This window comes from Paracoccus sediminicola (assembly GCF_027912835.1).
GTDB lineage: Bacteria > Pseudomonadota > Alphaproteobacteria > Rhodobacterales > Rhodobacteraceae > Paracoccus > Paracoccus sediminicola.
Map to the genome: position 1 here is coordinate 1,866,070 of NZ_CP115768.1, position 26,431 is coordinate 1,892,500.

The 26,431-nt window shown below is 61.9% G+C and carries 21 protein-coding genes, 1 tRNA gene, 2 rRNA genes and 1 pseudogene (1 of these 25 cut by a window edge); 13 read left to right on the forward strand and 12 right to left on the reverse strand.

The annotated features are described in order from the left end of the window. The first annotated feature begins 91 nt into the window (after window positions 1–91). Genes PAF18_RS09255 through PAF18_RS09280 form a run of 6 tightly spaced genes read left to right on the forward strand, consistent with a single transcriptional unit; the run spans window position 92 to window position 5,120 of the window. Window positions 92–1,054 carry a cupin domain-containing protein gene (locus tag PAF18_RS09255; RefSeq protein WP_271115470.1) on the forward strand — a complete coding sequence of 321 codons (963 nt, stop codon included), beginning with the start codon at window positions 92–94 and terminating at the stop codon, window positions 1,052–1,054. A gap of 51 nt (window positions 1,055–1,105) precedes the next feature. Next, on the forward strand, window positions 1,106–2,227 hold the full coding sequence (locus tag PAF18_RS09260) for a cobalamin-independent methionine synthase II family protein (RefSeq protein ID WP_271115471.1): 1,122 nt from the start codon (window positions 1,106–1,108) through the stop codon (window positions 2,225–2,227). Beyond that, window positions 2,224–2,916, forward strand: a complete 693-nt coding sequence (locus PAF18_RS09265) for an alpha/beta fold hydrolase (RefSeq protein WP_271115472.1) — start codon at window positions 2,224–2,226, stop codon at window positions 2,914–2,916. Before PAF18_RS09260 ends, PAF18_RS09265 begins: the two co-directional genes overlap by 4 nt. After that, window positions 2,916–3,611: an RraA family protein gene (locus PAF18_RS09270; protein WP_271115473.1), complete on the forward strand. Its 696-nt coding sequence runs from the start codon at window positions 2,916–2,918 to the stop codon at window positions 3,609–3,611. The genes PAF18_RS09265 and PAF18_RS09270 overlap by 1 nt, the downstream gene beginning before the upstream one ends. Window positions 3,612–3,634: 23 nt before the next feature. Then, window positions 3,635–3,781, forward strand: coding sequence for a hypothetical protein (locus PAF18_RS09275; protein ID WP_271115474.1), 147 nt, complete (start codon window positions 3,635–3,637; stop codon window positions 3,779–3,781). Next, complete coding sequence (locus PAF18_RS09280) at window positions 3,768–5,120, forward strand: amidase (RefSeq protein ID WP_271115475.1); 1,353 nt, start codon at window positions 3,768–3,770, stop codon at window positions 5,118–5,120. Before PAF18_RS09275 ends, PAF18_RS09280 begins: the two co-directional genes overlap by 14 nt. On the opposite strand, the gene hisD is transcribed toward PAF18_RS09280, so the two are convergent. Then, entirely contained in the window at window positions 5,099–6,397 is a 1,299-nt protein-coding gene (gene hisD / locus PAF18_RS09285) for a histidinol dehydrogenase (protein WP_271115476.1), read from the reverse strand. The two genes, PAF18_RS09280 and hisD, sit on opposite strands and share 22 nt — an antisense overlap. Before the next feature lie 180 nt (window positions 6,398–6,577). Between hisD and PAF18_RS09290 the strand changes: the two genes are divergently transcribed. The 6 genes from PAF18_RS09290 to PAF18_RS09315 all read left to right on the forward strand — a co-directional run bounded on the left by PAF18_RS09290 (window position 6,578) and on the right by PAF18_RS09315 (window position 15,501). Further along, window positions 6,578–7,123 carry a cupin domain-containing protein gene (locus tag PAF18_RS09290; protein ID WP_271115477.1) on the forward strand — a complete coding sequence of 182 codons (546 nt, stop codon included), beginning with the start codon at window positions 6,578–6,580 and terminating at the stop codon, window positions 7,121–7,123. Between the two features lie 686 nt (window positions 7,124–7,809). Then, complete coding sequence (locus PAF18_RS09295) at window positions 7,810–9,357, forward strand: AMP-binding protein (RefSeq protein WP_271118092.1); 1,548 nt, start codon at window positions 7,810–7,812, stop codon at window positions 9,355–9,357. Window positions 9,358–9,560: 203 nt separating this feature from the next. Then, window positions 9,561–10,805, forward strand: a complete 1,245-nt coding sequence (locus PAF18_RS09300; RefSeq protein ID WP_271115478.1) for a DUF445 domain-containing protein — start codon at window positions 9,561–9,563, stop codon at window positions 10,803–10,805. Between the two features lie 138 nt (window positions 10,806–10,943). Continuing rightward, on the forward strand, window positions 10,944–12,374 hold the full coding sequence (locus PAF18_RS09305; protein ID WP_271115479.1) for a coniferyl aldehyde dehydrogenase: 1,431 nt from the start codon (window positions 10,944–10,946) through the stop codon (window positions 12,372–12,374). A gap of 285 nt (window positions 12,375–12,659) precedes the next feature. Beyond that, window positions 12,660–13,868 (forward strand): acyl-CoA dehydrogenase family protein, encoded by a 1,209-nt coding sequence (locus PAF18_RS09310; protein ID WP_271115480.1) that lies wholly within the window; start codon window positions 12,660–12,662, stop codon window positions 13,866–13,868. A gap of 40 nt (window positions 13,869–13,908) precedes the next feature. After that, window positions 13,909–15,501: an AMP-binding protein gene (locus PAF18_RS09315; RefSeq protein ID WP_271115481.1), complete on the forward strand. Its 1,593-nt coding sequence runs from the start codon at window positions 13,909–13,911 to the stop codon at window positions 15,499–15,501. A 462-nt stretch (window positions 15,502–15,963) separates the two neighbouring features. Here the strand turns inward: PAF18_RS09315 and msrA are convergent, their stop codons facing one another. The 6 genes and pseudogenes from msrA to PAF18_RS09345 all read right to left on the reverse strand — a co-directional run bounded on the left by msrA (window position 15,964) and on the right by PAF18_RS09345 (window position 21,072). Then, window positions 15,964–16,467 (reverse strand): peptide-methionine (S)-S-oxide reductase MsrA, encoded by a 504-nt coding sequence (gene msrA / locus PAF18_RS09320; protein WP_271115482.1) that lies wholly within the window; start codon window positions 16,465–16,467, stop codon window positions 15,964–15,966. A gap of 4 nt (window positions 16,468–16,471) precedes the next feature. Then, window positions 16,472–16,912 (reverse strand): peptide-methionine (R)-S-oxide reductase MsrB, encoded by a 441-nt coding sequence (gene msrB / locus PAF18_RS09325; protein ID WP_271115483.1) that lies wholly within the window; start codon window positions 16,910–16,912, stop codon window positions 16,472–16,474. 146 nt (window positions 16,913–17,058) lie between these two features. Then, window positions 17,059–17,202, reverse strand: a pseudogene (locus PAF18_RS09330) (IS5/IS1182 family transposase); the annotation flags it as partial. Between the two features lie 94 nt (window positions 17,203–17,296). Further along, window positions 17,297–19,363 (reverse strand): catalase, encoded by a 2,067-nt coding sequence (locus PAF18_RS09335; RefSeq protein ID WP_434802211.1) that lies wholly within the window; start codon window positions 19,361–19,363, stop codon window positions 17,297–17,299. Window positions 19,364–19,519: 156 nt separating this feature from the next. Continuing rightward, the gene (locus PAF18_RS09340) at window positions 19,520–19,942 is read right to left on the reverse strand and encodes a pyridoxamine 5'-phosphate oxidase family protein (RefSeq protein ID WP_353620645.1); all 423 of its coding nucleotides are present in this window, start codon (window positions 19,940–19,942) and stop codon (window positions 19,520–19,522) included. A gap of 404 nt (window positions 19,943–20,346) precedes the next feature. After that, on the reverse strand, window positions 20,347–21,072 hold the full coding sequence (locus tag PAF18_RS09345; protein WP_271115486.1) for an alpha/beta fold hydrolase: 726 nt from the start codon (window positions 21,070–21,072) through the stop codon (window positions 20,347–20,349). 59 nt (window positions 21,073–21,131) lie between these two features. On the opposite strand from PAF18_RS09345, the gene PAF18_RS09350 reads away from it, so the two are divergent. Further along, window positions 21,132–22,142: a helix-turn-helix domain-containing protein gene (locus tag PAF18_RS09350; protein ID WP_271115487.1), complete on the forward strand. Its 1,011-nt coding sequence runs from the start codon at window positions 21,132–21,134 to the stop codon at window positions 22,140–22,142. Window positions 22,143–22,522: 380 nt separating this feature from the next. Here PAF18_RS09350 and istB read toward each other — a convergent pair whose 3' ends face one another. The 5 genes from istB to PAF18_RS09375 all read right to left on the reverse strand — a co-directional run. Continuing rightward, window positions 22,523–23,251, reverse strand: coding sequence for an IS21-like element ISPkr1 family helper ATPase IstB (gene istB / locus PAF18_RS09355; protein ID WP_271115488.1), 729 nt, complete (start codon window positions 23,249–23,251; stop codon window positions 22,523–22,525). Continuing rightward, a complete protein-coding gene (gene istA / locus PAF18_RS09360; RefSeq protein ID WP_271115489.1) occupies window positions 23,181–24,749 on the reverse strand; it encodes an IS21 family transposase in 1,569 nt (522 codons plus the stop codon). The genes istB and istA overlap by 71 nt, the downstream gene beginning before the upstream one ends. 298 nt (window positions 24,750–25,047) lie before the next feature. After that, window positions 25,048–25,124: transfer RNA gene (locus tag PAF18_RS09365), tRNA-Met, on the reverse strand. Window positions 25,125–25,209: 85 nt separating this feature from the next. Then, window positions 25,210–25,324: ribosomal RNA gene (gene rrf / locus PAF18_RS09370) — 5S ribosomal RNA — on the reverse strand. Between the two features lie 95 nt (window positions 25,325–25,419). Further along, window positions 25,420–26,431, reverse strand: a 23S ribosomal RNA gene (locus PAF18_RS09375) (it continues 1,825 nt past the right edge of the window).

A 26,431-nucleotide genomic window follows, 5' to 3' on the forward strand; every position in this document is an offset into this window, starting at 1 on the left:
CTGCGGTCACGCCGGCTGAACCCGCATCCGCCGCCTTCGGCGCGGATGATGTGACCCAGCCCGAACAGATACGCTTTCAAGGAAACACGATATGACACCCCAGGAAATGGAATCCCGCATCGTTCGCTATGGCGAGCTGCAACCCTGCAAGACCGCCTTCATCGACGCGCATACGCCCGGATCGAACCAGAAGGAAAACTTCACCATCATCGGCGGCGGGGTCAGCGAAAGCCCCGATCAGCACGTCCATATCTCGATCCCGCATGGCTTCAATATCGGCGCGGCGGGGCAGCCGCCGAAATGCCGCAACTCGCTGCATTCGCACCGCACCGCCGAAGTCTTCTTCGTGCTCAAGGGCCGCTGGCGCTTCTTCTGGGGCCGGAATGGCGATGCCGGAGAGGTGGTGCTGGAGGAAGGCGACATTTTCAACATCCCCACCGGCATTTTCCGCGGCTTCGAGAATATCGGCACGGATTACGGCATGATCATGGCCATCCTGGGCGGCGACGATGCTGGCGGCGGCGTGATCTGGGCCCCGCAGGTGATCGAGGACGCGCGCGATCACGGTTTGATCCTGTCCGAGAAGGGCAAGCTCTATGACAGCAAGAAGGGCCAGACCCTGCCCGAGGGCGAACAGCCGATGCCGCTGCTGAGCGACGACGAGCTGAAGGCCTACCCCGAGCCGAGCACCGCCGAGGTGGTTCCCAACTATGTCGCGCGTTACTGGGATCTGGTGGCGCTTGCCGACAGGCAACCAGCAAAGGTGATCGGCGAAGACGCCAAGCTGCGCGACAGGCCGGGTTTCGAGGTCGATTTCCTGACCCAGAAAACCGCTCTTGACGATCAGCAGCATGACAACCCGGCCGTGCTGATGCCGGTGCGCGGGCATTGGAAGATCAGCTGGGATGGCGGAGAGGCGACGCTCGCGCCAGGCGACACGATGAGCGTGCCCGAAAACACGTCCTATCATCTGGCTCCGTCGATGACTGGCGAGGCCGCATTGTATCGGACCGTCGGCACGGGCGAACCCGCCGGAGCGACCTGGACGGCCTGAACCGCAGAGAGGGGCGCCCCGGCAAGGGCGTCCCGAACAGATGAGGCAAGCATGACCATCCGCACCACACATGTCGGAAGCCTTCCCAGAAGTCAGGAGGTCGTCGATTTCATCTTCGCGCGCGAACGCGGCGAAGATTACGACGCGGACGGCTTCGACGCGGCCATGGCCCGCGCCGTCGCCGAAACCGTGCGCAAGCAAGTCGAGGCCGGGGTCGATATCGTCTCTGACGGCGAGACCTCGAAGATCAGCTATGCGACCTATGTAAAGGATCGCTATACCGGCTTCGGTGGCGACAGCCCGCGTAACGCACCCGCCGATCTGAAGCTTTTCCCGAGCTTCCTGAAGCGGATCGCCGATTCCGGCGGCACACCGCAATACGCCCGCCCGATGTGTATCGGCGAGGTGAGGTCCAAGGGTCAGGGCGAGCTGGAAAAGGACATCTCAAACCTCAAGACGGCCATGGCGGAACATGGGCGGCAGCGCGGCTTCATGAATGCCGCATCGCCCGGTGTAATCTCGCTCTTTTTGCAGAATGACTATTACCGGACGCGGGAAGCTTATCTGGCCGCGCTCGCCGATGCGATGAAGGCCGAATATGAAACCATCGTCGCTTCCGGGCTGGACCTGCAACTCGACTGTCCCGACCTCGCATTGTCGCGGCACATGCTGTTCAGCGAGTTGTCGGATGCCGAATTCGTCAAGATCGCGGCGAGCCATGTCGAGGCGCTGAACCACGCTCTTTCGGGCATCCCCGCGGAGAAGGTTCGTATTCACATCTGCTGGGGGAATTACGAGGGACCGCATGTCTGCGACATTCCGATGGCGCAGATGTTCGATACGCTGATGTCGGCGAAGGCGCGCTATGTTCTGTTCGAGACATCAAACCCGCGCCACGGTCACGAATGGACCGTGTTCCGCGACCGCAAGGCCGATATTCCCGACGACAAGATTCTGGTGCCGGGTGTGGTCGATACCACCACCAATTTCGTCGAGCATCCCGAGCTTATCGCGCAGCGCCTGTCGCGCTTTGCGGGGATCGTTGGTTCGGACCGCGTCATTGCGGGGTCGGATTGCGGCTTTGGCACATTCGCCGGCTTCGGCGCGGTGGATCCCGATATCGCCTATGCCAAGCTGAAGGCCATGGCCGAAGGGGCGGCGATGCTGTCGTGACCCCACTGGTTCTGTTGCCGGGCATGATGTGCGATGCGCGGCTGTTCGGTCCTCAGATCGCGGCACTCGGGTCGAACCGGGCGATCCATGCCGCGCCGATTGGCGGGCATGACACGATGCGGGCCCTCGCCGCCGAGGTTCTGGCCCACGCCCCGCCGCGCTTCGCGCTTGCCGGGCTGTCCATGGGGGGCATTGTTGCGATGGAGATTCTGGCGCAGGCTCCCGAGCGGATCGAGCGGCTGGCGCTACTGGACACCAATCCGCGCTCCGAGCTGCCCGAGATCCAGGCCCGCCGCGCGCCGCAGATAGAAGCGGTGCAGGCAGGCCATCTTCGCGAAGTCATGCGCGACGAGATGAAGCCGAACTATCTCGCCGAGGGACCGGGACGTCAGGCCGTTCTCGATCTCTGCATGGATATGGCGATGGCGCTTGGCCCGGACGTGTTCGTGAACCAGTCCCGCGCGCTGCGAGACCGTCCCGACCGGCAGGATGTGCTGCGCGCGGTCAATGTTCCGACGCTGCTGCTCTGCGGTCGAGAGGATCGGCTCTGCCCCATCGAGCGGCACGAGCTGATGCATGGGCTGATCCCCGGCTCGACGCTGGAAATCATCGAGGGCGCGGCGCATCTGCCGGTATTGGAGAAACCCGAGGACACCACGGCGGCGCTGGCCCGCTGGCTGGAGGCATAATGGACGACGCATTGCTGAAACTTCTGAGAACGGTCGATACGCCGACCGTCTGCAACGCCATCGAGGTTGCCGAGGGCCGCCGCGGCTTCAACCGTTTCACCCGCGGCACGGTAATCTGCACCGAGCCCGAGGCAGGGGCAATCGTGGGCTATGCCCGCACTGCGACACTCTCTGCTATCGCGCCACCGACCGAGCCCGCAGAGACGGTGCGCAAAAGGCGGATGGATTACTATCGCTACATGTCCGAATCTCCGAAACCGGCCGTGGCTGTGGTCGAGGATCTGGACCACCCGAACGCCATCGGCGCCTATTGGGGCGAGATCAACGCGACCGTGCATAAGGGGTTCGGTCTGTCGGGCACGCTGACCAATGGCGTCGTGCGCGATCTCGGCGACCTGCCGAAAGGCTATCCGGTGATCGCCGGCTCGGTCGGGCCGAGCCACGGCTATGTGCATGTGCGCTCTATCGACAAGCCGGTGCGGGTCTTCGGTCTGTCGGTCGCGCCGGGTGAGCTTATTCATGGCGACCGTCATGGGGCGCTTGTCATTCCCGCAGAGATCATCCCGGTGCTGGCAGATGCGATCCGCAAGCTGCTCGATACCGAACAGCTCGTCCTGGGACCGGCCCGCGCCGAGGGATTCGACTTTGCCGCTTTCGAGGCTGCATGGACCGCGTTCGAAAAGGCCCGCACCTGAGCATGGTCAGGCCGGATGACGACATGGCCAGGCTGGAGGCAGCTCTGCGCGAAGCCGGTCTGACTCTGGATGAGCGGGACATGGCTGCGGCGCTGCGCGTCCATATCGGACTGGAACGCGCCCGAGCTTTGCTGAAGGCCGACGAGGTGGCGCCCGATGAACCCGGCTGACCTGCCCATCCCTGAAGCCGCGGCACTGCTCCGTCAGGGAGAGCTTCGCGCGCGCGAACTGGTCGAGGCGCAGCTCGACCGGATTGCCGAGCGCGACCCTCGGATCGGTGCTTTCGTAGACCTGGATGCAGAGGCGGCGCTTCGGGCGGCGGATCGCGCCGACCGGGAACTGGGTGATGGCCATGATCTTGGCCCGCTGCACGGCATCCCCTTCGCGGTGAAGGATCTCATCGATGTGGCAGGCCGGCCAAATCGCTGTGGCAGCCGGGTATTCGAAGATCGAACCGCAATCTCGGATGCGGCGGTGGTCGCCAAGCTTCGCAATGCGGGGGCCATCCCCATCGGCTGCACGGCCACCTATGAATTCGCCTTGACCGGGCCCAGCTTTGACGCTGCCTATCCGCCCGCGATGAATCCGTGGAGCAGCGATCACATCACCGGCGGCTCTTCGTCGGGATCCGCGGCGGCGGTGGCGGGCGGTCTGGTGCGGATCGCGCTGGGCACCGATACTGGCGGCTCGGTGCGCAGCCCGGCTGCCTATTGCGGTGTGGTCGGCCTGAAACCCAGCTTTGGGCTGATACCCGCAGACGGCATCTATCCGTTATCGAAAGGTCTCGATCACCCGGGGCCGATGGGGGCGAGCGTTGTCGAGACTGCGCTGATGCTCGACGCCATGGCGCCGGGTTGTGGCGCGGCTTCGGGTTGCGGACAGGCGATCGAGGGGATGCGGGTCGGCTATGCGCGAGACTGGTTCGCGAGCGATCCCGACGCCTGGCCCGGTCTCGTCGCGGCGATGGATGATGCCGTGTCCGCTTTGTCGATGCTCGGCGCGCGGATCGAGTTGATCGCGATGCCGGATTATGCGCTTGCCGAGGCTGCCGGCGCCGTGATCCTGCATTCCGAGGCGCTGGAGCAGCACCGCGACACGCTTCGCGACAGTTTCGAACGCTATGGCCGACAGCCGCGCCAGAGCCTCGCCGCAGGTGCCGGATTGCGCGAGAACGATGTTGCCCGTGCCAGCGCAGTTCAGCGGCGGATGACCGGAGAGATCGACGAAATTCTGTCGCGGCACGATGTCATCGTCACGGCAACGACACTCGCCCCGGCCCCGCCGGTCGCGGCGTTTCGGCAGGACGAAACGGTGTGGACCGTGATGCGCACCCTGCCCTTCAACCTGACCGGCCACCCGGCCATGTCGGTACCGATCGGGTTTTCCGGCGCGCTGCCCCTCGGAATGCAGATCATCGCAGCGAAACGCGCCGAAGCCGCGATCTGCCGGGTCGGCGCGGCCTTCGAGGCCGCCACCGATCATTCGGCTCAGAGGCCCTGTTTCGCCTGAAGCCGATCGAGCCGCAGCTGGGCGGCGCGGCGATGCCCCTCAAGCCCTTCGCTGTCGCTCTGGCGAATAGCGGGCGGTGCAAGCTGCTCCACGCCTTCCGGGGTCAGCCACTGATGGGTCGCGACCTTCACATACGCCCCGACCCACAGACCGCCCGTATAGCGCCCCGCCGCCATGGTCGGCAGGGTGTGGTTGGTGCCGGCGCATTTATCCGAATAGACCACGCTCGCCAGCGGCCCGATAAAGAGCGAGCCGTAATTGCGCAACCGCGCTGCCATCTGCTGCGAGTTCTCAGTGTGGATCTGAAGATGCTCGGCAGCGATCTCGTCCGATACCGCGATCATCGTCTCTTCGTCTGCGCAGAGGATGATTTCCCCGTAATCGCGCCAAGCAGCACCGGCGGTTTCGGCGGTGGAAAGGGTGGCTAGCTGGCGGTCAACCTCTGCCTCGACCTCGCGTCCCAGCGACTCGCTGGTGGTGATGAGCCCGACACGCGTGCGGATGTCATGTTCCGCCTGAGCCAGAAGATCGGTCGCGATCATTTCGGCATCGCCCGCCTCGTCGGCGAGAATATAGATCTCTGACGGGCCGGCGAGCTGATCGATCCCCACCGGGCCGAAGACCTGCCGCTTGGCTTCATTCACGAAGGCGTTGCCCGGCCCCACGATCTTGTCCACGCGCGGCACCGTCTCGGTGCCGAAGGCCATCGCCGCGATTGCCTGCGCGCCGCCGATGCGGAAGATCCGATCCGCCCCGGAGAGGTGACAGCCCGCGATCATCGCCTGATGCGCATTGGGCGGCAGGCAGGCAACGATCTCTGTCACCCCGGCCACCTTTGCAGGCACGATCGTCATGATCGGCGCCGAAAGCAGCGGGTATCGCCCACCCGGCACATAGCACCCCACCCGTTCCAAAGGGATGACACGGTGGCCCAGATGCACGCCCGGCCGCGGCTGATAGTCCTCGAGCCCGCCCATAGTCGCGAATTGCGCCTCGGCAAAGCCCCGCACATTGGAAATGGCGAACTCGGTGTCTTTGCGGGTCTGCGGGTCCAGAGCCTCGACCGCTGCGGCGCGGTCTTCCGCGGAGACCTCGAATTGCTGAAGCTCCGCCTTGTCGAAACGCTGAGAATATTCTTTGACCGCAGCGTCGCCGTTCTGCCGGACTCGTTCAAGGATTTCTGCCACGGTTTCGGCGACCGGCGCATTGTCCGAGGCGGCGCTTCGGGCGGGCGATTTCAGATAGCTCACGCCGGGGATGTCGGTGATGGGGGTCATGGCTTGCTCCGTTGCGGTGGTTCTGCGGCTCGTGTGCGGTAGAAACGCGGTGTCGCGGTTCACATTAGCCACGGCGCGCTGCTTGGGAAGCGGCGCAGATACGTTCGGTCGATATATCTTCCAACAAGCCCATCTGCTGCTATATTTTTTGGTAAATTTGGCATAGCAACGGAAACTTTAATGGCCAAGATCGGATACGCGTTGAAATCCCTGCGCCTGCGGCGTCAGCTCAGCATGCGCGAATTGGCACTGCGTTCGGGCGTTTCCCACACCACCATTTCGATGATGGAACGTGACGCCATCAGCCCGACCATCGACACGCTTCAAGCGGTGCTCGACGCGCTTGGCAGCCGACTGGCCGAATTTCTTGGCGGGGTCCGTCAAGGGGCCGGAAGCCCGTTCTATCCGGCTGAGGACATGCCAGAGATCGGCAACCCCGACACGATCTCCTACCGGCTGATCGGTCTGAACCATCCGTATCGCAGCTTTCAGTTCCTGCGCGAAAGCTACGCGGTCGGTGCAGATACGGGCGAGATGTTGTCTCACGTCGCGCAGGAAGCGGGATATGTGGTGAAGGGTCGGGTCGAGGTAACGGTCGGCGACGCCAGGCGCGCGCTGCGGGCCGGCGATGGATATTATTTCGACAGCCGCGCCCCTCACGGGTTTCGCAATATCGGCGACGAGCCTGCCGAGGTCATCAGTGCGATCTCTCCACCCTCCTACTGAGCCGGTTCTGTCGAATTGCGCCGGTCTCGTGGGCAGGCACGAGCGGCGGACGCTTCTGCCGAGAAAAGGAGAGAACGATCAACAATCCCGACGACAAGATCGACTGTGGTGAGGATGTCATGGCAAAAGACCGATTTTCCTGCCCGCGGCACGCTGGAAAAGCGCTTATTCCGACGGAGGAAAGCCGAGGCTGATTGGCTGGATGACGACGCACCATATGCCACACGCCGTAGCGACAACACCCTCCGGAACTCTGCAGCGCCGTTGCAGAGAGGGAACGGGCCGACTACATTGATAACATATCGCTTGGCCACAAGCTTCGCGGTTCGGCTGTGAGGCACTGATCGTCGCGGCTGAGACTCCGCTCGTGGCACTGGAGGCCGAAACCATGGGTTCTGCGGTGCGAGCCGCTTTTGGTAAACCCAGCGATGTGATCTCGGTGGCCCCTGTGAAGGGCTCGATCGATAAGCTTCGCGAAGAATCCCAGGAGGTGATTTGATCTTTAACCGGGCTGATCGGCGCATCTGCCTGACACTTTAACGTCTCCGCCGGTCCGGGAGGACGGGCCGCCGGAGCGTCTTGATTATCTGAGGGAGGATACAATCATCACCAAACCCTGGCTCGACAGCTATGGCGAGAGCGTTCCGCAAGAGATCGACGCCGACGCCTACCCATCCACCATCGCCATCGTCGACAAGGCCGTACAGCGTTTCGGCGACAAGCCGGCCTTCGAATGTTTTGGCAAAACCATGAGCTATGCCGAGATCGATCGCGCCGCCCGCGCCGTGACCGCATGGTTGCAGGAGGCCGGGGTAAAACGCGGCGACCGGATCGCGCTCATGTGCCCGAACATTTTCGCCTTCCCTATCGCGATGCTTGGCATCCTGCGTGCTGGCGCCGCACAGGTAAACGTCAACCCGCTCTATACCCCGCGTGAGCTGAACCACCAGCTGAACGACGCCGGCGCCGAGACGATCCTCATCTTTTCCGGCTCGACCCCGGTTCTGGCCGAGGTGATTGACGAAACGCCGATCCGCAATGTCGTCACCATCGATCTGGGCGACGGTGCCGGAATGAACATTCCGTCACCGCCGGTGGATGATCGCCTGAGCGGGACGACGCGGTTCGCCGATGTGCTGGAAAAGGGCGCCGAACGTGAAGTGACGCCAGTCGAGTTGAGCGGCGACGACATTATCTTCTTTCAGTACACCGGCGGGACGACCGGCCTGTCCAAGGGCGCCGTGCTGACCCATCGCAACATCGTCGCCAATGCAGAGCAGTTCACCAAGTTCATACCCGAGGCGCATGAGGTCGGAGAAGAGGTCGTAGTGCTCGCCCTGCCGCTTTATCACATCTTCGGATTGATGGTGATGATCGCCTATGTCGCCTCGGGGGCGAAACAGTTGCTGATCCCCAATCCGCGCGATCCGGACGCCTTCATCGATGCGATCAAGGATGCGAAGTTCTCGGTCATTCCGGGCGTCAACACGATGTTCCAGGGTCTCGCGCTGCATCCGCGCATCGGCGAAGTCGACCTGTCGAATTACAAGGTCGCCATTGGCGGCGGGGCTGCGGTGATCCGCGCCACCTCCGAAAAATGGAAGGCACTGACCGGTCATCATATCAAGGAAGGCTATGGGCTATCCGAGACGTCGCCGGTGCTTTGCCTGAACCCGATGACTGTCTCGGAGTTCACCGAGACCTGCGGGCTTCCGGTCTGTTCGACCGATATCAAGCTGCTGGATGATGACGGCAACGAGGTCGCTCCGGGCGAGGCGGGCGAAATCTGCGCGGCCGGACCGCAGATCATGCGTGGCTATTGGAACAATGAAGACGCCAACAAGGCCGCTTTCACCCCGGACGGATATTTCCGCACCGGCGATATCGGCATTTTCCTTGAGGGCGGCTTTCTCAAGATCGTTGACCGCAAGAAGGACATGATCCTCGTCTCAGGCTTCAACGTCTATCCGAACGAGGTCGAGGCCATCGTGACCGCCTGCGACGGCGTCGCCGAATGTGCCTGCGTCGGGGTGCCGGACGAGAAAAGCGGCGAGGCGGTGCGCGTCTATGCGGTCAGGCGCGAAGGCTCGGACGTGACCGAGGAGGACGTGATCGCGCATTGCCGCGCCGAGCTCGCGGGCTACAAAGTTCCGCGCAGGGTCGTGTTCGTCGACGAGCTGCCGAAATCCAATGTCGGCAAGATCCTGCGCCGCGAATTGCGCGATCGGGCGTGAGAGGGACGAGCGTCGTCCGACATAGCTGACGCCGAACAGACGCTCGCTGCCTGTGATGGGCAGCGCAGCGACAAGAATGGGTCCGGCGGCCAGGTCGGCCGTGCCGTTACCAGGAACGACCGCAATCTCGGCGCTGATTCAAGCGGAACAGCGCGGATGCCGGAGGCGTTTCTTGTGAAGAGATAAAAACGCAAAATCGCCTGATGCCAACCTCCGCTCTCCGCGATCCCGAAGCGGCGCTGCGCCGCACCCGCCGCATGGCAAGCGCCGTGCTGGCTGCGCTCGCGCTGGTGTTCTTCGCCACCTATCTCGACGGATCGCCACCGGGCTGGCTGCTGCTGATCCGGTCCATGGCTGAGGCTGGGATGGTGGGCGGGCTGGCCGACTGGTTCGCCGTGACGGCGCTGTTTCGCCACCCGCTGGGCATACCGATCCCCCACACCGCGCTTCTGCCGCGCAATCAGAAGCGGGCTGCGGCGAATGTCGGACGCTTCTTCGACCAGCATTTCCTGCAACCGGAACAGCTTCGCGCGCGGCTCATGTCGGCGCGGCCCTCTGTTTTCCTGCTGGGCTGGATCTCCGATCCGGCCCATGCGCGGCTGATCGCGGATAAGCTGGCGCCGCTGCTCGTCCGGCTTCTGGAAGAGGACCCGCCGCCCCGGCTGATGGTGCGCGGTCGCAGCTGGGTCCGTCGAGCGGCAGAAGGGTTCGGATCGGACGAGACGATGGCCGACCGCATGGCCGATCTGATCAAGACCGGCATCCGAACCGGCGTACTGGACCACGCGCTTGCCGTGGTCGAACGCTCGGTCCGCAACCGTCGCGACAGTGCTACGCAGCTTGTCGAGGATCACAGCAAATGGTGGGTCGCCGCAAAGGTCGATCGCGGCGTGGCCAAGCTTGTGGTGGGCGGCATCCTCGCCGTGCTGGCCGAGTTGCGCGACCGGGATTCGCGGCTGCGTGGCCGATTTGAGAGGGCCTGCGACGAAATGGTGGACGATATGGCAGAGCGCGGGGCGCTGAAACAGGCCGTTGCCGAAGCGCGGCACTACATGATCCGCTCGGGCGCTTTGGACGAGGCGTTCACCCAGATGCTGCCGCAGATGCGGTCCAGTCTCATCGACAGCCTTAACAAGGACCCGGAACGCACCGCCGACGCGCTTGCGGGCGTCATCCGAAACGTGGCAACCGGAATGCTGTCCTCTGAGGCGGTGCGCGCCGATTTCGACCGCAATCTCGCCGATCTCGCGACCCGAATTATCTCTGAGCTGCGGCCGCAGCTTGCCAGCTATGTCACCGATGTCATCGCCGGGTGGGAGCCTGAGGATCTGAACACCCGTTTCGAGGCAGAGCTTGGGCCGGATCTGCAATATATCCGCATCAACGGCGCCGTGCTGGGCGCGCTGATCGGAGGCGCGCTGTTCTTTTTAGAGCATCTGCTTGGATAGTCTCTGCCCACGGCGCGTCGCTCTGAGAAGCTGACGGCTTCGCCGCAGGGTCACGAACAATATCCTCGCAACCAAGGCGAGACGGGTGGGGTTCCTAATCTGGGCGCAAGGGAACCACGTCGTCAGCGAAAGAGGATCATGCAGAACACAGCCTTCACCCAATCCCCGCAGACCGCCGAAGAGACCCGGCGTCTTTTCGAGCTGCAATACGATGCTTCGCGCGATGGCTCCATGCCCGACTATGCGCTGCGCCGAGATCGGCTGGACCGGCTGCGCAGGATGGTGGTCGAGAATGACGGGGATTTCATCACCGCAATCAACGCTGATTTCGGCAATCGCTCCAACCACGAGACCGAGCTGTTCGAGATCGTGACCGTACTGAACGCGCTACGACACACCCGGAAGCATCTGAAGAAATGGATGCGGGACGAGCGGCGCTCGGTGGATATGGCCTTTCAGCCTGCCTCGGCGCGGATCCGGTATGAACCGCTTGGCGTGATCGGCATTGTCGCCCCATGGAACTTCCCGATGCAGACCGCGCTGACGCCGCTTGTCGACGCGCTCGCAGCGGGCAACCGGGCGATGATCAAACCGTCCGAGTTCAGCCCGCACTTCGCGGCGCTGCTGCAAAAGCTGGTGGCGATATATTTCGACGAAGCCGAGCTGGCGGTGGTGACGGGCGGCGTCGAGGTCGCAGAGAACTTTACCGCGCTGCCCTTCGATCACCTCGTCTTCACCGGTTCGACCGCCGTGGGCCGAAAGGTGATGCATGCCGCCGCGAAGAACCTGACCCCCGTAACGCTGGAGCTCGGCGGCAAGTCGCCGGTGATTGTTACCGAGGACTACCCGCTGGATCAGGCAGCGCAGAGCGTCGCCTTCGGCAAGTTCTCGAATTCGGGCCAGATCTGCGTCGCACCGGATTACGCGCTCGTGCCACGCGACAAGGTCGAGGATTTTGCCCATGCCGTCATCGCCCGGGCCAGGAAGTCATTCCCGAGCGTGGCGCAGAACCCGGATTACACGGCGATGATCTCGGAAAAGCACCGCCAGCGCCTTGTCAATGCCATCGAAGAGGCGCGCACCGCCGGGGCCACCATTCTCACCCACGAGGATGAGGGCGTGGGTCAGGCCGGAAAGATCGGGCCGACCGTTGTGATCGGCGCGCCCCAAGACGGTGTCTTGATGAACGAGGAGATCTTTGGCCCGGTGCTACTGGTCAAACCCTATGACACGCTGGACGACGCGCTCGCCCAGATCCGCGCCGGGGACCGTCCGCTGGCGATGTATGTCTTTACCAAGGACAGGTCGGTCGAGGAAAAGCTGCTCGACGGCGCGATCTCTGGTGGGGTTACTGTGAATGGCACCATGCTGCATGTCGGCCAGGAGACGTTGCCCTTTGGCGGTATCGGTCCGAGCGGCATGGGTTTCTATCACGGCATTGACGGCTTTCGCCGCCTCAGCCACGCCCGAGCCGTGTTCAAGGTGGGCTTCATCAACAGCATCGAGAAGATGGGCCCGCCCTGGGGCGTTCTGGCGAGGGCAGCCGCGACATTCCTGAAGCGCCGCTAAGCGGCGCGCCACGTGCGCGGCAGCCCCGGCGAAGTTACAGCGACATGGCAAACGACGACGGCAGAAGCAACACGCCGTCGCTCGGGCGGCGAGCCGATGAAATTGCCGTGCCTGTGCATCTTTGGCGCCGCCACGACGGCGCGTGTCCTCAGCGGCTGCGCAGGCGGTCAGAGGATGCGGACGGCGCCTTGCTGTTGCTGCGTTCCGATCTAGGCCGGTTCACCCCCGGCGCAGATCTTGCGGTCGACGGCGGTCATCTGCTTTTATCGCTTCAGGAGGTCGCTCATGGATTTCACAATCTCTCCGGAAATCGAGGATTACCGCGCGCGCATTGCCGCCTTTGTCGAGGACCGCATCCTGCCCGCCGAGGCCGATCGGAGCCTGTGGGACCAGCACGGCAATATCGGCCGCCCGGCTCTTGACGCGCTGCGCGCGGAGGCGAAATCTGAAGGGCTATGGTGCCTTCAACTCGGCAGGCAGAGCGGGGGTCAGGGGCTGAGCAAGATCGGCATGGCGGTCTGCTATGAGGAAATGAACCGCTCGATCTTCGGGCCGGTCGTGTTCAATTCGGCCGCACCCGACGATGGTAACATGATGGTGCTGGAAAAGGCCGCAACCGAGGCGCAGAAGGAACGCTGGCTGGCGCCGATTGTGTCGGGCGAGGTCAGTTCCGCCTTTGCCATGACCGAACCCGCGCCGGGCGGCGGTTCGGACCCCGGAATGATTCGGACCAGGGCCGAAAAGCGCGGCGAGCGCTACGTCGTCAAGGGGCGGAAATGGTTCATCACCGGGGCCGAGAATGCCAGCCATTTCATCGTCATGGCCCGTACCTCGGACGATCCGCGCAAGGGGCTGACGGCCTTCCTGTATCACCGGGATGAGCCGGGCTGGCACATCGAACGCCGTATCCCGATCATGGGCCCCGAGGAACATGGCGGCCATTGCGAGATCGTCTTCGACGGGCTGGAATTGCCCGCCGACCGCATCCTGCTAGGCGAAGGCGAAGGGCTGAAGCTGACCCAGATGCGGCTTGGACCCGCGCGGCTAACGCATTGTATGCGCTGGCTTGGCCTCGCCAAGCGCTGCACCGAGATCGCGCGTGATTACGCCGAGAACCGCATGGGCTTCGGCATCCGTCTGGCCGATCGCGAAAGCACGCAGATCAAGATGGGCGATCTGGCCATGGGGATCGAGATCGGGCGCCTCCTGGTGATGAAGGCCGCATGGGCTCTGGATCAGGGCGATTTCGCCCGCAAGGAGATCTCGATGGCCAAGATCCACGTCGCCAATCTGCTGCATAGCGCCGCCGATATCGCGATCCAGATCAACGGTGCGCGCGGCTATTCCACCGATACGGTGCTGGAATGGATCTATCGCTACGCTCGTCAGGCCAGGCTGGTCGATGGCGCGGATGAGGTGCATCAGATGGTGCTGAACCGTCTGCAATCCGGCGATCGGGAGGATTTCTGGAAGTGGCAGGTCGGCGCGGCCTGATTGCCTCGCATCGGGAATATTGCATCGGGGAGGAGAAGCGATGTTCGAAGACCCCCATCTGGCACCTTGTGCCACCAATTACGAGGCTCTGACGCCGCTGAGCTTTCTGCGCCACGCAGTCGAGACCCAAGCGACAAAGCCCGCCGTCATATGGCGCGATCTGAGTATGAGTTATGCCGGCTTCGGCATGCTCGTGGCGCGCATGGCCGATTGGCTGAGCGCGCAGGGTGCCGGTCAGGGGGACGTGGTCTCGGTCATTCTTCGCAACCGTCCCGAAATGCTTGCCGCGCATTTCGCGGTCCCGGCCATTGGCGCCGTTCTGAACACGATCAACACGCGGCTCAGCACTGACGAGATCGCCTATATTCTCGGTCACAGCCAAAGCCGGCTGCTGATTGCAGAGGCGGACACGCTCGGAGCGGTGGGCGACACGGCGGTGCCGGTCGTGACGCTCTGCTCGGGGCCGGGTGCGTCGGACGGCGTGGATTTCTTCGATGAGATCAAGAACGCGGACAGTCCGGCCATTTCCCATCTCGACGCGTTGCCGAGTGACGAGAACGCAGCCATTGCGCTGAACTACACCTCTGGCACGACCGGTAAGCCGAAGGGTGTTGTCTACACCCATCGCGGCGCTTTCCTGAACGCGCTCGGCAATGTCGTCTCGCTCGGGTTCAGCGACCGGACCCGCTATCTGTGGACGCTGCCGATGTTCCACTGCAATGGATGGACCCATACCTGGGCAGTCACCGCAGCGGGGGGCACGCATATCTGCCTCGACGCGATCGAGCCGCAGAAGATGGTCGAACTGATCGCCCGACACCGCGTCACCCATATGTGCTGCGCGCCGGTGGTGCTGTATATGCTTCTGGAACACATGAGCGAGCCGGCGGGTCAGCCGGTCAAGGTCGGCACCGGGGGCGCCGCCCCCACGCCTGCGCTGATCGCTCGCATGGAAGAGCTGGGCTTCGAGATCGTGCATCTTTACGGCCTTACGGAATGTTACGGGCCAGTGACGCTGAACGACCCTGTGTTCGCACCTGATACCGCGTTGGATGATCGCGCCAGACGGCTCGCCCGGCAGGGGCTGCGGCATCAGACGACCGGCGGGGTGCTGGTTCTGGACGATGCGGGCGAGGCCGTGCCGGCCGATGGGCAGACCGTCGGCGAGATCTCGTTGCGCGGCAACACGCTGATGGCCGGCTATTACCGCGATCCCGAAGCCACGGAGGCGGCCATGGGAAGCGGCGTGTTCCGCACCGGCGATCTGGCCGTGCTGCATCCCGATGGCGAGATCGAGGTTCGCGACCGCGCCAAGGACATCATCATCTCGGGCGGCGAGAATTTCTCGAGCCTCGAGGTTGAGGCGGTTCTGCACCAGCACCCCGACATCCTGCTTGCTGCCGTGGTCGCGGCGCCGGATCCGAAATGGGGAGAGGTCGGCTGGGCCTTCGTCGAGCTCAAATCAGGCCGCAGCGCCGACCCGCAGGCGCTGGATGCGTTCTGCCGCTCGCATCTGGCAGGCTTCAAGCGGCCGCAGAGATTTATTGCCGGACCGCTTCCGAAAACCGCGACTGGCAAGGTCCAGAAATTCGCATTGCGCGCGCGGGCGAAGGAATTGGTCGATGGACGTTGATCTCGATCTCGGAGCGCTCGGCCAAGGGCTGTCGAACAGGCTGCCGGACGTCGGACCGCCCAAGGTGACGCGTCTCAGCTGATTGCTGGCTGGAAGAAGATGGCAGCATCCTGGGCCGACCCTTTCACGTCAGGGGCTGGCCGGAAGGCCGCGTTTTCTCGGATCGCAGGCTGAAGGACGAATCAGCCTCGGAGCTGCGCGAGATGTGTCTCGACACCGCGCGCATGCTGGCGCGGCTGCACGCGGTGTGACCTGGAGCAGGTCGGGCTGGGGATTTCGGCGCGCGGCGAATTCGTCGCGGCGCATCACGCCCATGCGATCACCGACATGGCGCCGACCTGTCTTCACCGCGCCCCGCCCCGTTCCGCTTCGACGCGATCTTCGACGGCAGCACCGAACGCGCCCGCAGAGGCGTCGCCACCTCCGGCGCAGCCGCGAAACTGTCCGAACTCGGTCAGCCGATCATTCAGCCGCGCGCTTGGGCAACACCCAATCCGGGCGCGGGAAATGGCAGGTATAGCCGTTCGGAATACGCTCCAGATAATCCTGATGCTCTGGCTCGGCCTCCCAGAAGTCGCCTGCCGGTTCGACCTCGGTGACGACCCTGCCCGGCCAGAGACCGGAGGCTTCCACATCGGCAATCGTCTCACGCGCGGTCTCGCGCTGCGCGTCGGAGGTGTAATAAATCGCCGAGCGGTAGCTCGTGCCGCGATCATTGCCCTGCCGATCTTTGGTTGTCGGATCATGGATCTGGAAGAAGAATTCCAGCAGATCACGATAAGTGATCCTGGACGGATCGAAAATGATCTCGATCCCCTCCGCATGGCTCCCGTGGTTGCGATAAGTCGCATTGGGCACATTGCCGCCCGTATAACCGACACGGGTCTTTTCGACGCCGGGCAGTTTGCGGATCAGATCCTGCATGCCCCAGAAGCAGCCTCCGGCCAGAACAGCGCGTTCGCTCATTGCCTTACACCTCCGCCTGATCGAGATAGTCGCCATAGCCCTGTGCCTCCATCTCGTCCCTCGGGACGAAGCGCAGGCTGGCCGAATTGATGCAATAGCGCAGCCCGCCCATCTCCTGCGGGCCGTCCGGGAAGACATGGCCCAGATGGCTGTCGCCGTGATGTGAGCGCACTTCCGTGCGGATCATGCCGTGGCTGTCGTCGCGAAGCTCCTCGACATGCGCGTCAACGATGGGCTTGGAAAAGGAAGGCCAACCGCAGCCCGAGTTGAACTTGGCACTCGAGGCAAAAAGCGGCTCGCCGGACACCACGTCGACATAGATGCCGGGCTCGAAATGCTCGTCATACTCGCCGGTAAAGGCGCGTTCGGTCCCATTCTGCTGAGTGACGCGGTACTGTTCCGGGGTCAGGCGCGAAATCGCCTCGTCGGATTTGGTATAGCTCATCTCGGCTCCCCTGTGTTTCTCATGGCAGAGCATTTAGTCAGCAATGGCGGGAATTCCAGAGCGGCGGCTTGTCCTACGTGTTCTTGAGCCGCTTCCTGATCGTTCGATTGGAACTGGGATGGCGTGGATTCCAGAAAAGTTAATCTTCATAGCCAGAAGAGGTCACTCGGGGCGGTAGCGATGGCCGAGAAGAAGGTTTCCGTGCATCTGTCGTAACCTCTTGCCACGCGCCTCCAGCCTTTCAAGCGTCCAATTATGGTTTCGATGCGGTTGCGGCGTTTCTGTCGGCGGCCCAGCATTGCGGCGTGCTCTTCGCCCCCTTGCCGTTTGTCATCTTCGTTCATCCAGAGAAAATGGGCCGCCTGATCCGGCGGCCCATGAGGGTCATGCGAGATCACGGACCTTCGGCTCTCGGTCCCAATAGCGTTTGCTTGCGGCGGCCACGAAGTCCTCATTCTTGACGACGCCCTCATCTGCCTCGATGTGGCAGTGATCCAGCAATTCCCTGGACCCCGGGCAATGACCGATGGCCTTGAGATGCGCATAGGCGTCGCTGACCCAGGCCTTCGCGGCGGCGTCCTTTTTCAGTTTTTCCACCTGTTCGGGCATCAAGACCATCGCAACCGCATCAAAGATGACAGAGGGGCTGCCGGCCAGCTGACCGTCAGCGGCAAGCGTACCACCCTTGACCTCCATCTCGCCCACCTTGGGGGCGACCAGCATGACGCTTCCGCCCTTCGCCTCGACATCGGATTTCAGCTTGTCGATGGTCGCCTTGTCTGACCCTTCGGCAAACAGGATGCCGATCTTGCGGCCTTCCAGCGTGTCTTTCCAGTTCTTCTGTATCGACAACGCATCCGAGGGTGCAAGCTCGACCGGCTCCCGGAAGGGCTTTGCAGCCTTGGGCAGATTAATGCCCAGCCCATCGGCCACGCGCTGGCCAAGATCGGGGTGGATGTTCTGGATGACCGATACCACCCGATCGCGCACATGCGGCAGGCTGACCTTGGACAGTTCAAAGGTGATGGCGCTGGCGATATGGGCACGTTCGTTATCAGTCTGGCTGAGCCAGAACTGGCGCGGCTGGCTGTAGTGATCGCCGAACGTCTCGTCTCGCTTGCGCAGTTTTTCCGATGGTTCGTTGCCGAGCTCGGTGTTGTCCTCATAAGTATGGAAGACCGTGCCGGTTTCGCGCGGGCCAGCATCTTCGCCCGCCTCGTCCAGACTGTTTGGTTCGTAATTCGCGCGCCCCTTGGGGATCATTGTCTGCATCATGCCGTCGCGCTGCATGTTCGCGAAGGGGCATTTCGGAGCGTTGACCGGAATCTGGTGGAAATTGGTGGTCCCCAGACGGGATTTCTGCGTGTCCAGATAGCTGAACAAGCGCCCCTGCAGCAGCGGGTCATTGGTGAAGTCGATCCCCGGCACCACGTTCGACGGCAGAAAGGCTGATTGCTCTGTTTCGGCGAAGAAGTTGTCCGGCCAGCGGTCCAGCACCATCCGGCCCACGACCCGCAGCGGGGCGTCCTCTTCCGGAACGATCTTCGTCGCGTCCAGCACCGAATAGGGCAGGCTTTCGGCCAATTCGTCGCTGATAACCTGAATGGCCAGCTCCCATTCTGGATAATCGCCCGCCTCGATTGCCTCGAACAGGTCGCGGCGATGGAAGTCGTTGTCGGCGCCCTGCAATTTGGCGCTTTCATCCCAGACCAGTGACTGAATGCCCAGCTTGGGCGTCCAATGGAACTTGACGAATGTCGATTTCCCTTCGGCATTGACCAGCCTGAAGGTGTGCACACCAAAACCCTGCATCATCCGCAGGCTACGCGGAATGGCACGGTCCGACATGGCCCAGATCAAGGTGTTCATCGTTTCGGGCATCAGCGAGATGAAATCCCAGAAGGTGTCATGTGCCGACGCGGCCTGGGGATAACCGCGATCCGCTTCCATTTTCACGGAATGGATCAGGTCGGGGAACTTGATTGCATCCTGGATGAAGAAGACCGGGATGTTGTTGCCAACCAGATCCCAATTGCCTTCGTCGGTATAAAATTTGACGGCAAAGCCCCGCACATCGCGCGGCGTATCGACACTGCCCGCTCCTCCGGCGACCGTGGAAAAGCGGGTGAAAACCGGAGTCCGCTTGCCCTTTTCGGAAAACAGGCTGGCGATAGAAAGCTCCGGTATGGCATCGGTGCATTCGAAATAGCCATGCGCAGCGCTTCCGCGCGCATGCACGATCCGCTCCGGGATTCGCTCGTGGTCGAAGTGAAAGATTTTTTCTCGCAGGACAAAATCTTCCAGCAGGGTCGGCCCTTTGGCCCCGGCCTTCAGGCTGTTCTGATTGTCCGACACCGGAACGCCGTGATTGGTGGTCAACCGCTCGTCGTCGCCCGCCCTCTGATGCGTTTCACCGGCACTTCCTGTCTGGTGCTTCTTTTCCATGGTCATCTCCGTTAGCTTGGATCGTCTGATCGCCGCGCGTGTCGCGCAGTCTGGCTAGAGTTCTGTGGCTCGACATAGGAGAGAGCGACGCTGCCGCTGACAAATTACCTGCGCAGGCGCGCCGACCGCTTTCATTGCTGGTTTTTCACAGAGGCCGCCGCCTCAAAGTTCCACGACTCCGTCACCAGGCCTGCCCCAGCATTCCGCGCGGTTTGCGGCAACTTCGATCAATGTCAGGCCCGGAGTGTCGATCCCCTGTTCGAACCACCGGCCGAGCTCATCTGTCCAGTGCTTCTTGAACAGCTCCTTGTCATCCTGATGGATCTTGGCATTGCCAGACAACACGATCCAGGTATCCTGGCTTTGAAACGTCAGGTCGGTCGCCGGGTTCTGGCCGATTTCCTTGACCTTCCGCGTGTCGCCATTGCTGAAAAACCAGTTGCTGCCGTCCCACTCGACCTGAGAGTTATTCGACATCGGACGCGACGATACGCCCCCGTCCGTCGCAACGGTGGACATGAAGCACAGGTCCATATCGCGCATGGCCTTAACAATAGTTTTCTTATCCATGTTGGTTCTTCCCATAAATTAGACCGACAGTGTTATCGAGGGCGCGCTCGAGACATCCGCGGGACACCGGTCCAAAGCCCCATTCAAGAAGGGCTCTCCATCGGACTTAAACGAAACGGAGCTTTGCGGGTTCCGCCCGACGATCCTTTGATCTGGGTTTAGGGTCGGAACTCTTAATCAGAACATGAAGGCGGCGGCGATGGCGATGGCGGACAGGAAGATTTTCGAGCATCTATGGGAAAAAGGGTTCAAGACGCGCCATGTCCTCATCTGTCAGCCAAAAGAGTTGGCTAAGGCCACCGCTCACTTTTCGGGCGCTGAGTCACGCTTTAACCGCGCAAGCGATTGGTCCAGACCCTAACCGGCAGCTTTTCTCCGGCTCTGCGCCGACCCCGGTCGCCTGACGCCTCTGCCCGCCGTCAGTCGCGACCGGCATCCATGATGGCTGCAGCCAAAGCATCAGGATCGGTGAAGCATAATTCGTGGCTGCCGGGGATCTGCACCAGCCGGAACAGACCCAGTTTCTCGGACAGGCGCGGATGCCAGCCAAGGCTTTGCGGCAAGGCGGTGTCCTCGGTGCAGTTGATGAAGGATTTGCCGATCTGCATCTCGGCCGGGTTCGCCGACAGCGAAATCGGGTCCGTGAATGTGGCATAGGGATGCGCATTCAACTGGTCATAGGACGATTGCGCCAGTTCCGCCGAACCGTCATTGATGAACGCCTCGCGCCAGATCGGAAAAGGAAGCATGACGCTGTTATCCGGGCTTTCGGAACTGACCGCGTCGAACAGATCGACGTAATGAGGCGGCACCATGTCGTTCAGACATTCACCATTGTTCGGCACGAAGGCGTTCCAGTAGATCAGCCGCCGAATACGGTTGGGGACGCGGTCGGCAACCCCGGTAATGACCATGCCGCCATAGCTGTGGCCCAGCAGAATGACGTCATCGAGGTCGTTGGAGTCCAGGAACTCTGCGATTGATGCGATGGCAGCATCCAGTCCGGTTGTTCGCGGATCACCGGGGTTGTTTCCGCGAATCGTGGGGCAGTGCACAATGTGGCCAGCATCGCGAATGGGCTGGGCGACGGCTTCGAACAACGCGCCTGTATGCCATGCGCCGTGAACAAGTACGTAAGTAGACATATCTGCTTTCCCTCCCTAGGCTTAGCAGGATCAGAATAGCTGAAGCCGGACGAATCCAAATGGCTCAGAGTCAGGAAACATGTGCTGAAACGCAGGTCGCGCCCTCCTGTCGGGTCTGGAACACGGATTCCGTTCGCCAGCCGGAAGCATTCGATTTTTACCGCGAGGGCATCTGCGCGGCCTTCATGCCACTGCGCCCGGAGCTGGACAGGGACGGGCGCAAATCCTTCATGGCAGAACTTCGGTCGCACCAGCTCAACGGTATGGTGTTGAATATCGTATCGGCCAGCACGCATCAGGTGCACAGAGGGCGCCGGGAAATCGCGACGTCGGACGCTGATTGCTTCTACATCAACACACAGCTGAAAGGGGAATGTCATATCGAGCAGCGGGGGCAATCCGTCACGCTGGGCATGGGTGATGTGGGCATTTTTGACGGGGCCGAGATATTCGATCTGAGGCACCACCACAGCAAGCCACTGAAGGTCGCGTCGCTCATGGTGCCAAAGCCGATGTTGACGGATACGGTCAGCAAGCGGCTTTCGGCCGGTCCCGCGATCTTGTCGCGGCATGCCGTCTTTGGTCAGTTGCTGTCCGAGGCCGGGCGGACTCTGGATGTTTCATCCGGGACATCGGGCGATTATGTCGTCACCCGGTTGTCCCAGATCGTGCTGTCGCTTGCGTCGATGATCGCCCAGTCCGACCCCGACGGAAGTGACCCGGCGACCCGAAGACTGGCGCAGGTTCAGCGCATCAGACAGATCATCCGTCATCACTGCACCCGTCAGGATTTCGACTTGCTGGAATGCGCGGCAAGGATGGGGTTGTCGGTGGGCTATCTTCGACAGATATTGGCGCGGAATGGCGAACGTTTCGGTGCTCTTCTTCTGGAAGAGCGATTGGCTGCCGCTGCACGCTGGCTGCTGGAGCCTGAAAAAAGCCATCTGTCCGTGTCCAGCATTGCCTATGAAGCGGGCTTCAAGGACACATCGCATTTCGGGCGAACCTTTCGCAGAAAATATGCGCAATCGCCGGGAGAATGGCGGCAAAAGCCGGCGGTTTTGAATTAGAAAGATCCAAAAGGGCAGTTTCGGAAGGACAACCGGAAGGATTGGGCCCTCCGGGTGCCAATTATCCGCTCTTCGCTGAAGCGTCTTTTCTTCACTTTCCGTCTCCTCCAGTTCGGGAACAGGCCAACCGTAAATCGGGGATAATTCAGGGGAGCAGGTCAACACACCTGACCGCGTCCAGACCGGACAAACCTTGCCCCATCGGCACCTCAACGTGCCGCAACTTCGAGACAATCGCTTCCGCCTTCGGTGTCAATCGGCACGCAATTCTGACCCCCTATCGGCGTCCAAAACTGACCCCCTTGGAGCGCACGGGTAGCTGGCCCGATGCGGTGTAGCCCCCATACAGCGCAGCCGTATCGGGCCAGCGTTGGTGTCGGTCATTCTCGGGTCTTGAAGCGCCAACTTTCGTTGCCGGTTTCAACGATGTCGCAGTGATGGGTCAGGCGGTCGAGCAGCGCAGTGGTCATCTTCGCGTCGCCAAAGACCGAAGGCCATTCCCCGAAGTCGAGATTCGTTGTCACTATGATCGAGGTGCGTTCGTAGAGGCGGCTGATGAGATGGAACAGCAGCTGGCCGCCGGTCTGCGCGAAGGGGAGATAGCCGAGCTCGTCGAGGATCAGGAAGTCGAGGCGGCAGAGCAGGTCTGCCGTGCGCCCCTGTCGGTCGGCACGCGCTTCGGCATCGAGCTTGTTCACGAGGTCCACGACATCGAAGAAGCGCCCCCGTTTGCCGCGCCGGATGCAGGCCCGTGCGATGCTCACGGCAAGGTGGGATTTTCCGGTCCCGGTGCCACCAATTAGCACGAGATTGCGTTGCTGTTCGAGGAACTCCCCGGCGGCCAGATCGCGCACCAGCGTCTCGTTGACCGGCGTTTCCTCGAAGCTGAACTCGTCGACCTCTTTCGCCAGCGGCAGCTTGGCAATCGTCATCTGATATTTGATCGAGCGCGCCTGCTTCTCGCTGATCTCGGCATTCAGCAGGTCGCCGACGATCTGTTGCGGCTCGTGCTGGCGCTTCACCGCCGTGGTGATGATCTCATCGTAGGCGGCCTTCATGCCGTAGAGCTTCAGCTGGCTCATCGCGTCCAGCACTTGTGATCTTTCCATGGTTGGGTCTCCTGAGACTGTCGTAGCGTTTGCAATCGGCGACGGGCTCGCAGGTCAGTCGCAACGCGGCCGGCGTATCGATGGTCAGTGGCGGTGGCGGCTCCCGATGCCGTGCAAGGATGTTGATGACGACCGAGGCCGCGGGGACCCCTTCGCTCAGGGCATCGGCACAGGCAGCATCCACCGCATCCAGTCCATCGATCGGGATCATGCTCAGGATCTGGACCATCTGCCGGTCGCCGTTCGGCACCTTGCCAAGCTTGCGCTGCACGCGCCTGATCGATGGCGGCAGGTCCCAGTCCTTGAAGGGGGCGCCATTCCGGAGGGCGCCGGGCTTGCGAGCCAGAACCGGAATGTAATGCAACGGGTCGTAGATGGCCTTGTCGCGCCCGAAGGCTCGGGCGTGCTGACCCACGATTTTTCCGTCCTGCCAGAACTCGACCCGCTCGGCATAGGCACGGATCTCGACAGGTCGGCCAACGGCCCGACCGTCCACGGAGTAGCGGTTCTTGTCGAACCGGACGAGACAGGTCTTCGAGACTGAGGCTGGCACGGCATGGAAGCCGTCGAACGGACCGACGTAGGGGACAAGACTCGCGCGCTCGTTTTGGAAGACCTCCCAGATCGTTCGATCCCGAAGCTCCTGGTGCGCATTGGCTTGGGCCCAGGCAACACAGCGGTCCTCGAGCCAGGCGTTGAGCTCGGCGTAGCTCTTGAACTTCGGCCGGGGCACGAAGAACCGCCGTCGGACAACGCCGACCTGGTTCTCGACCTGTCCCTTCTCCCAGCCTGATGCCGGTGTGCAAGCGACGGGATCGACGAGGTAATGGCTGCACATCTGCTGGAACCGGCGGTTGTAGGCCCGGTCGCGGCCGACGAAGATCGTGTCGACCGCGGTCTTCATGTTGTCGTAGATGCCCCGCGTGCAGGTGCCCCCGAAGAAGGCGAACGCCTTGTCGTGGGCGTCAAATACCATCTCCTGCGTCTCACGCGGGTAGGCCCGCACGAAGAGCATCCGGCTGTGGCAGAGGCGGACGTGCGCCACCTTCACCGTGGTCGTCGCGCCATCGATCACTACGATCTCATGGCTCCAGTCGAACTGGTAGGCTTCCCCTGGATCGAAGCTCAGCGGCACATAGGCCGCGGCAGATGCCTCCTCTTCCTCCTTGGACCACGTCGCCGCGTATCGCCGGACCGCATCATAACCGCCATCATATCCTCGGGCCCGGAGTTCCTCGAAGATGCGGATGCGGGTCAGTCGCTCGCGCTTGGGCTTCCGCGCATTCACTGCCAGCATCTCGTCGAGCATGCCTCTCCAAGGCCCTATCTTCGGCAACGGCTGAATGGCCCGCTCGTAGGTGAGCTCCGTCGCACCGGACCGGATCACCTTGCGCACCGTGTTCCGCGATACCCGCAGCTCGCGGCAAATCTGCTTGATCGACTTCTTGTCCTGAAAATATGCCCGCCGAATCTTCGCTATCGTCTCCACGACCAACATCCCACACTGCGCTCCCGATGACCTCGGAAGCATCATGACCATCAATGTAAGGGGGTCATTTTTGGGCGCCGATTACCCCGCTACGGGGTCAATTTTGCATGCCGGTTCACAGCCTTCGGTTACTTGTATGCAATTCTCGATCCTCCGTTTGCAAAACATACCGGCGGAGCACTTCGCTGGGGGAGGATCAGCGGCACCTATTCTATCGGACGCAGATATCGCGTTGATATAGACGTGCGACTGGCCGGTGGCATGAGAGCGCCATCGGCTTGTCTATCGGATATCTTAGGTGTGATTTTGGTTGCGGGGGTAGGATTTGAACCTACGACCTTCAGGTTATGAGCCTGACGAGCTACCGGGCTGCTCTACCCCGCGACGCTTGCGCCTGGTGCGCTGCACCGATCTGGTTTTGATTGGTGCGTGTTGTTCATCGTTTAGAGAGATTTGCGTTTCTTTTCAGATCTGGCGGTGACCTACTCTCCCACGTCTTGAGACGCAGTACCATTGGCGCGACGGCACTTAACGGCCGAGTTCGGGATGGGATCGGGTGTTTTGCTCGTGCTATGTCCACCAGATCGGAGAAGAAACGCTCAGCGTTCCGTCTTTTTGACGGGAAGTTGTCCAAGGATGCTTTTGAAGTGGAGATCTTGCGATCTGGCCACTTCCGGATCAAATCAAGCCTATCGAGCCATTAGTACCGGTCAACTGAACACATTGCTGTGCTTACATCTCCGGCCTATCGACGTGGTGGTCTTCCACGGCTCTCAAGGGATACCTGGTTTTGAGGGGGGCTTCACGCTTAGATGCCTTCAGCGTTTATCCTGTCCGTTCATAGCTACCCAGCACTGCCGTTGGCACGACAACTGGTCCACCAGTGGAACGTTCACCCCGGTCCTCTCGTACTAGGGGCAACTCCTCTCAAGTATCCTACACCCACGGCAGATAGGGACCGAACTGTCTCACGACGTTCTAAACCCAGCTCACGTACCTCTTTAAATGGCGAACAGCCATACCCTTGGGACCTGCTCCAGCCCCAGGATGAGATGAGCCGACATCGAGGTGCCAAACGATGCCGTCGATATGGACTCTTGGGCATCATCAGCCTGTTATCCCCAGCGTACCTTTTATCCGTTGAGCGATGGCCCTTCCACTCGGGACCACCGGATCACTATGGCCGTCTTTCGACTCTGCTCGACTTGTCAGTCTTGCAGTCAGGCTGGCTTCTGCCATTGCACTCAACGAGCGATTTCCGACCGCTCTGAGCCAACCTTCGCGCGCCTCCGTTACTCTTTGGGAGGCGACCGCCCCAGTCAAACTACCCACCACGCAGGGTCCCGGACCCGGATAACGGGCCGCGGTTAGACATCAAGAGTGCGAAGGGCGGTATCTCAAGGATGGCTCCCCAGAGACTGGCGTCCCTGGTTCAAAGCCTACCGCCTATCCTGCACATCGCAGTCCTGATGCCAGTGCGAAGCTATAGTAAAGGTGCATGGGGTCTTTCCGTCTAACCGCGGGAAGTCTGCATCTTCACAGACAATTCAATTTCGCTGAGTCCACATTTGAGACAGCGGGGAAGTCGTTACGCCATTCGTGCAGGTCGGAACTTACCCGACAAGGAATTTCGCTACCTTAGGACCGTTATAGTTACGGCCGCCGTTTACCGGGGCTTCGATTCAAAGCTT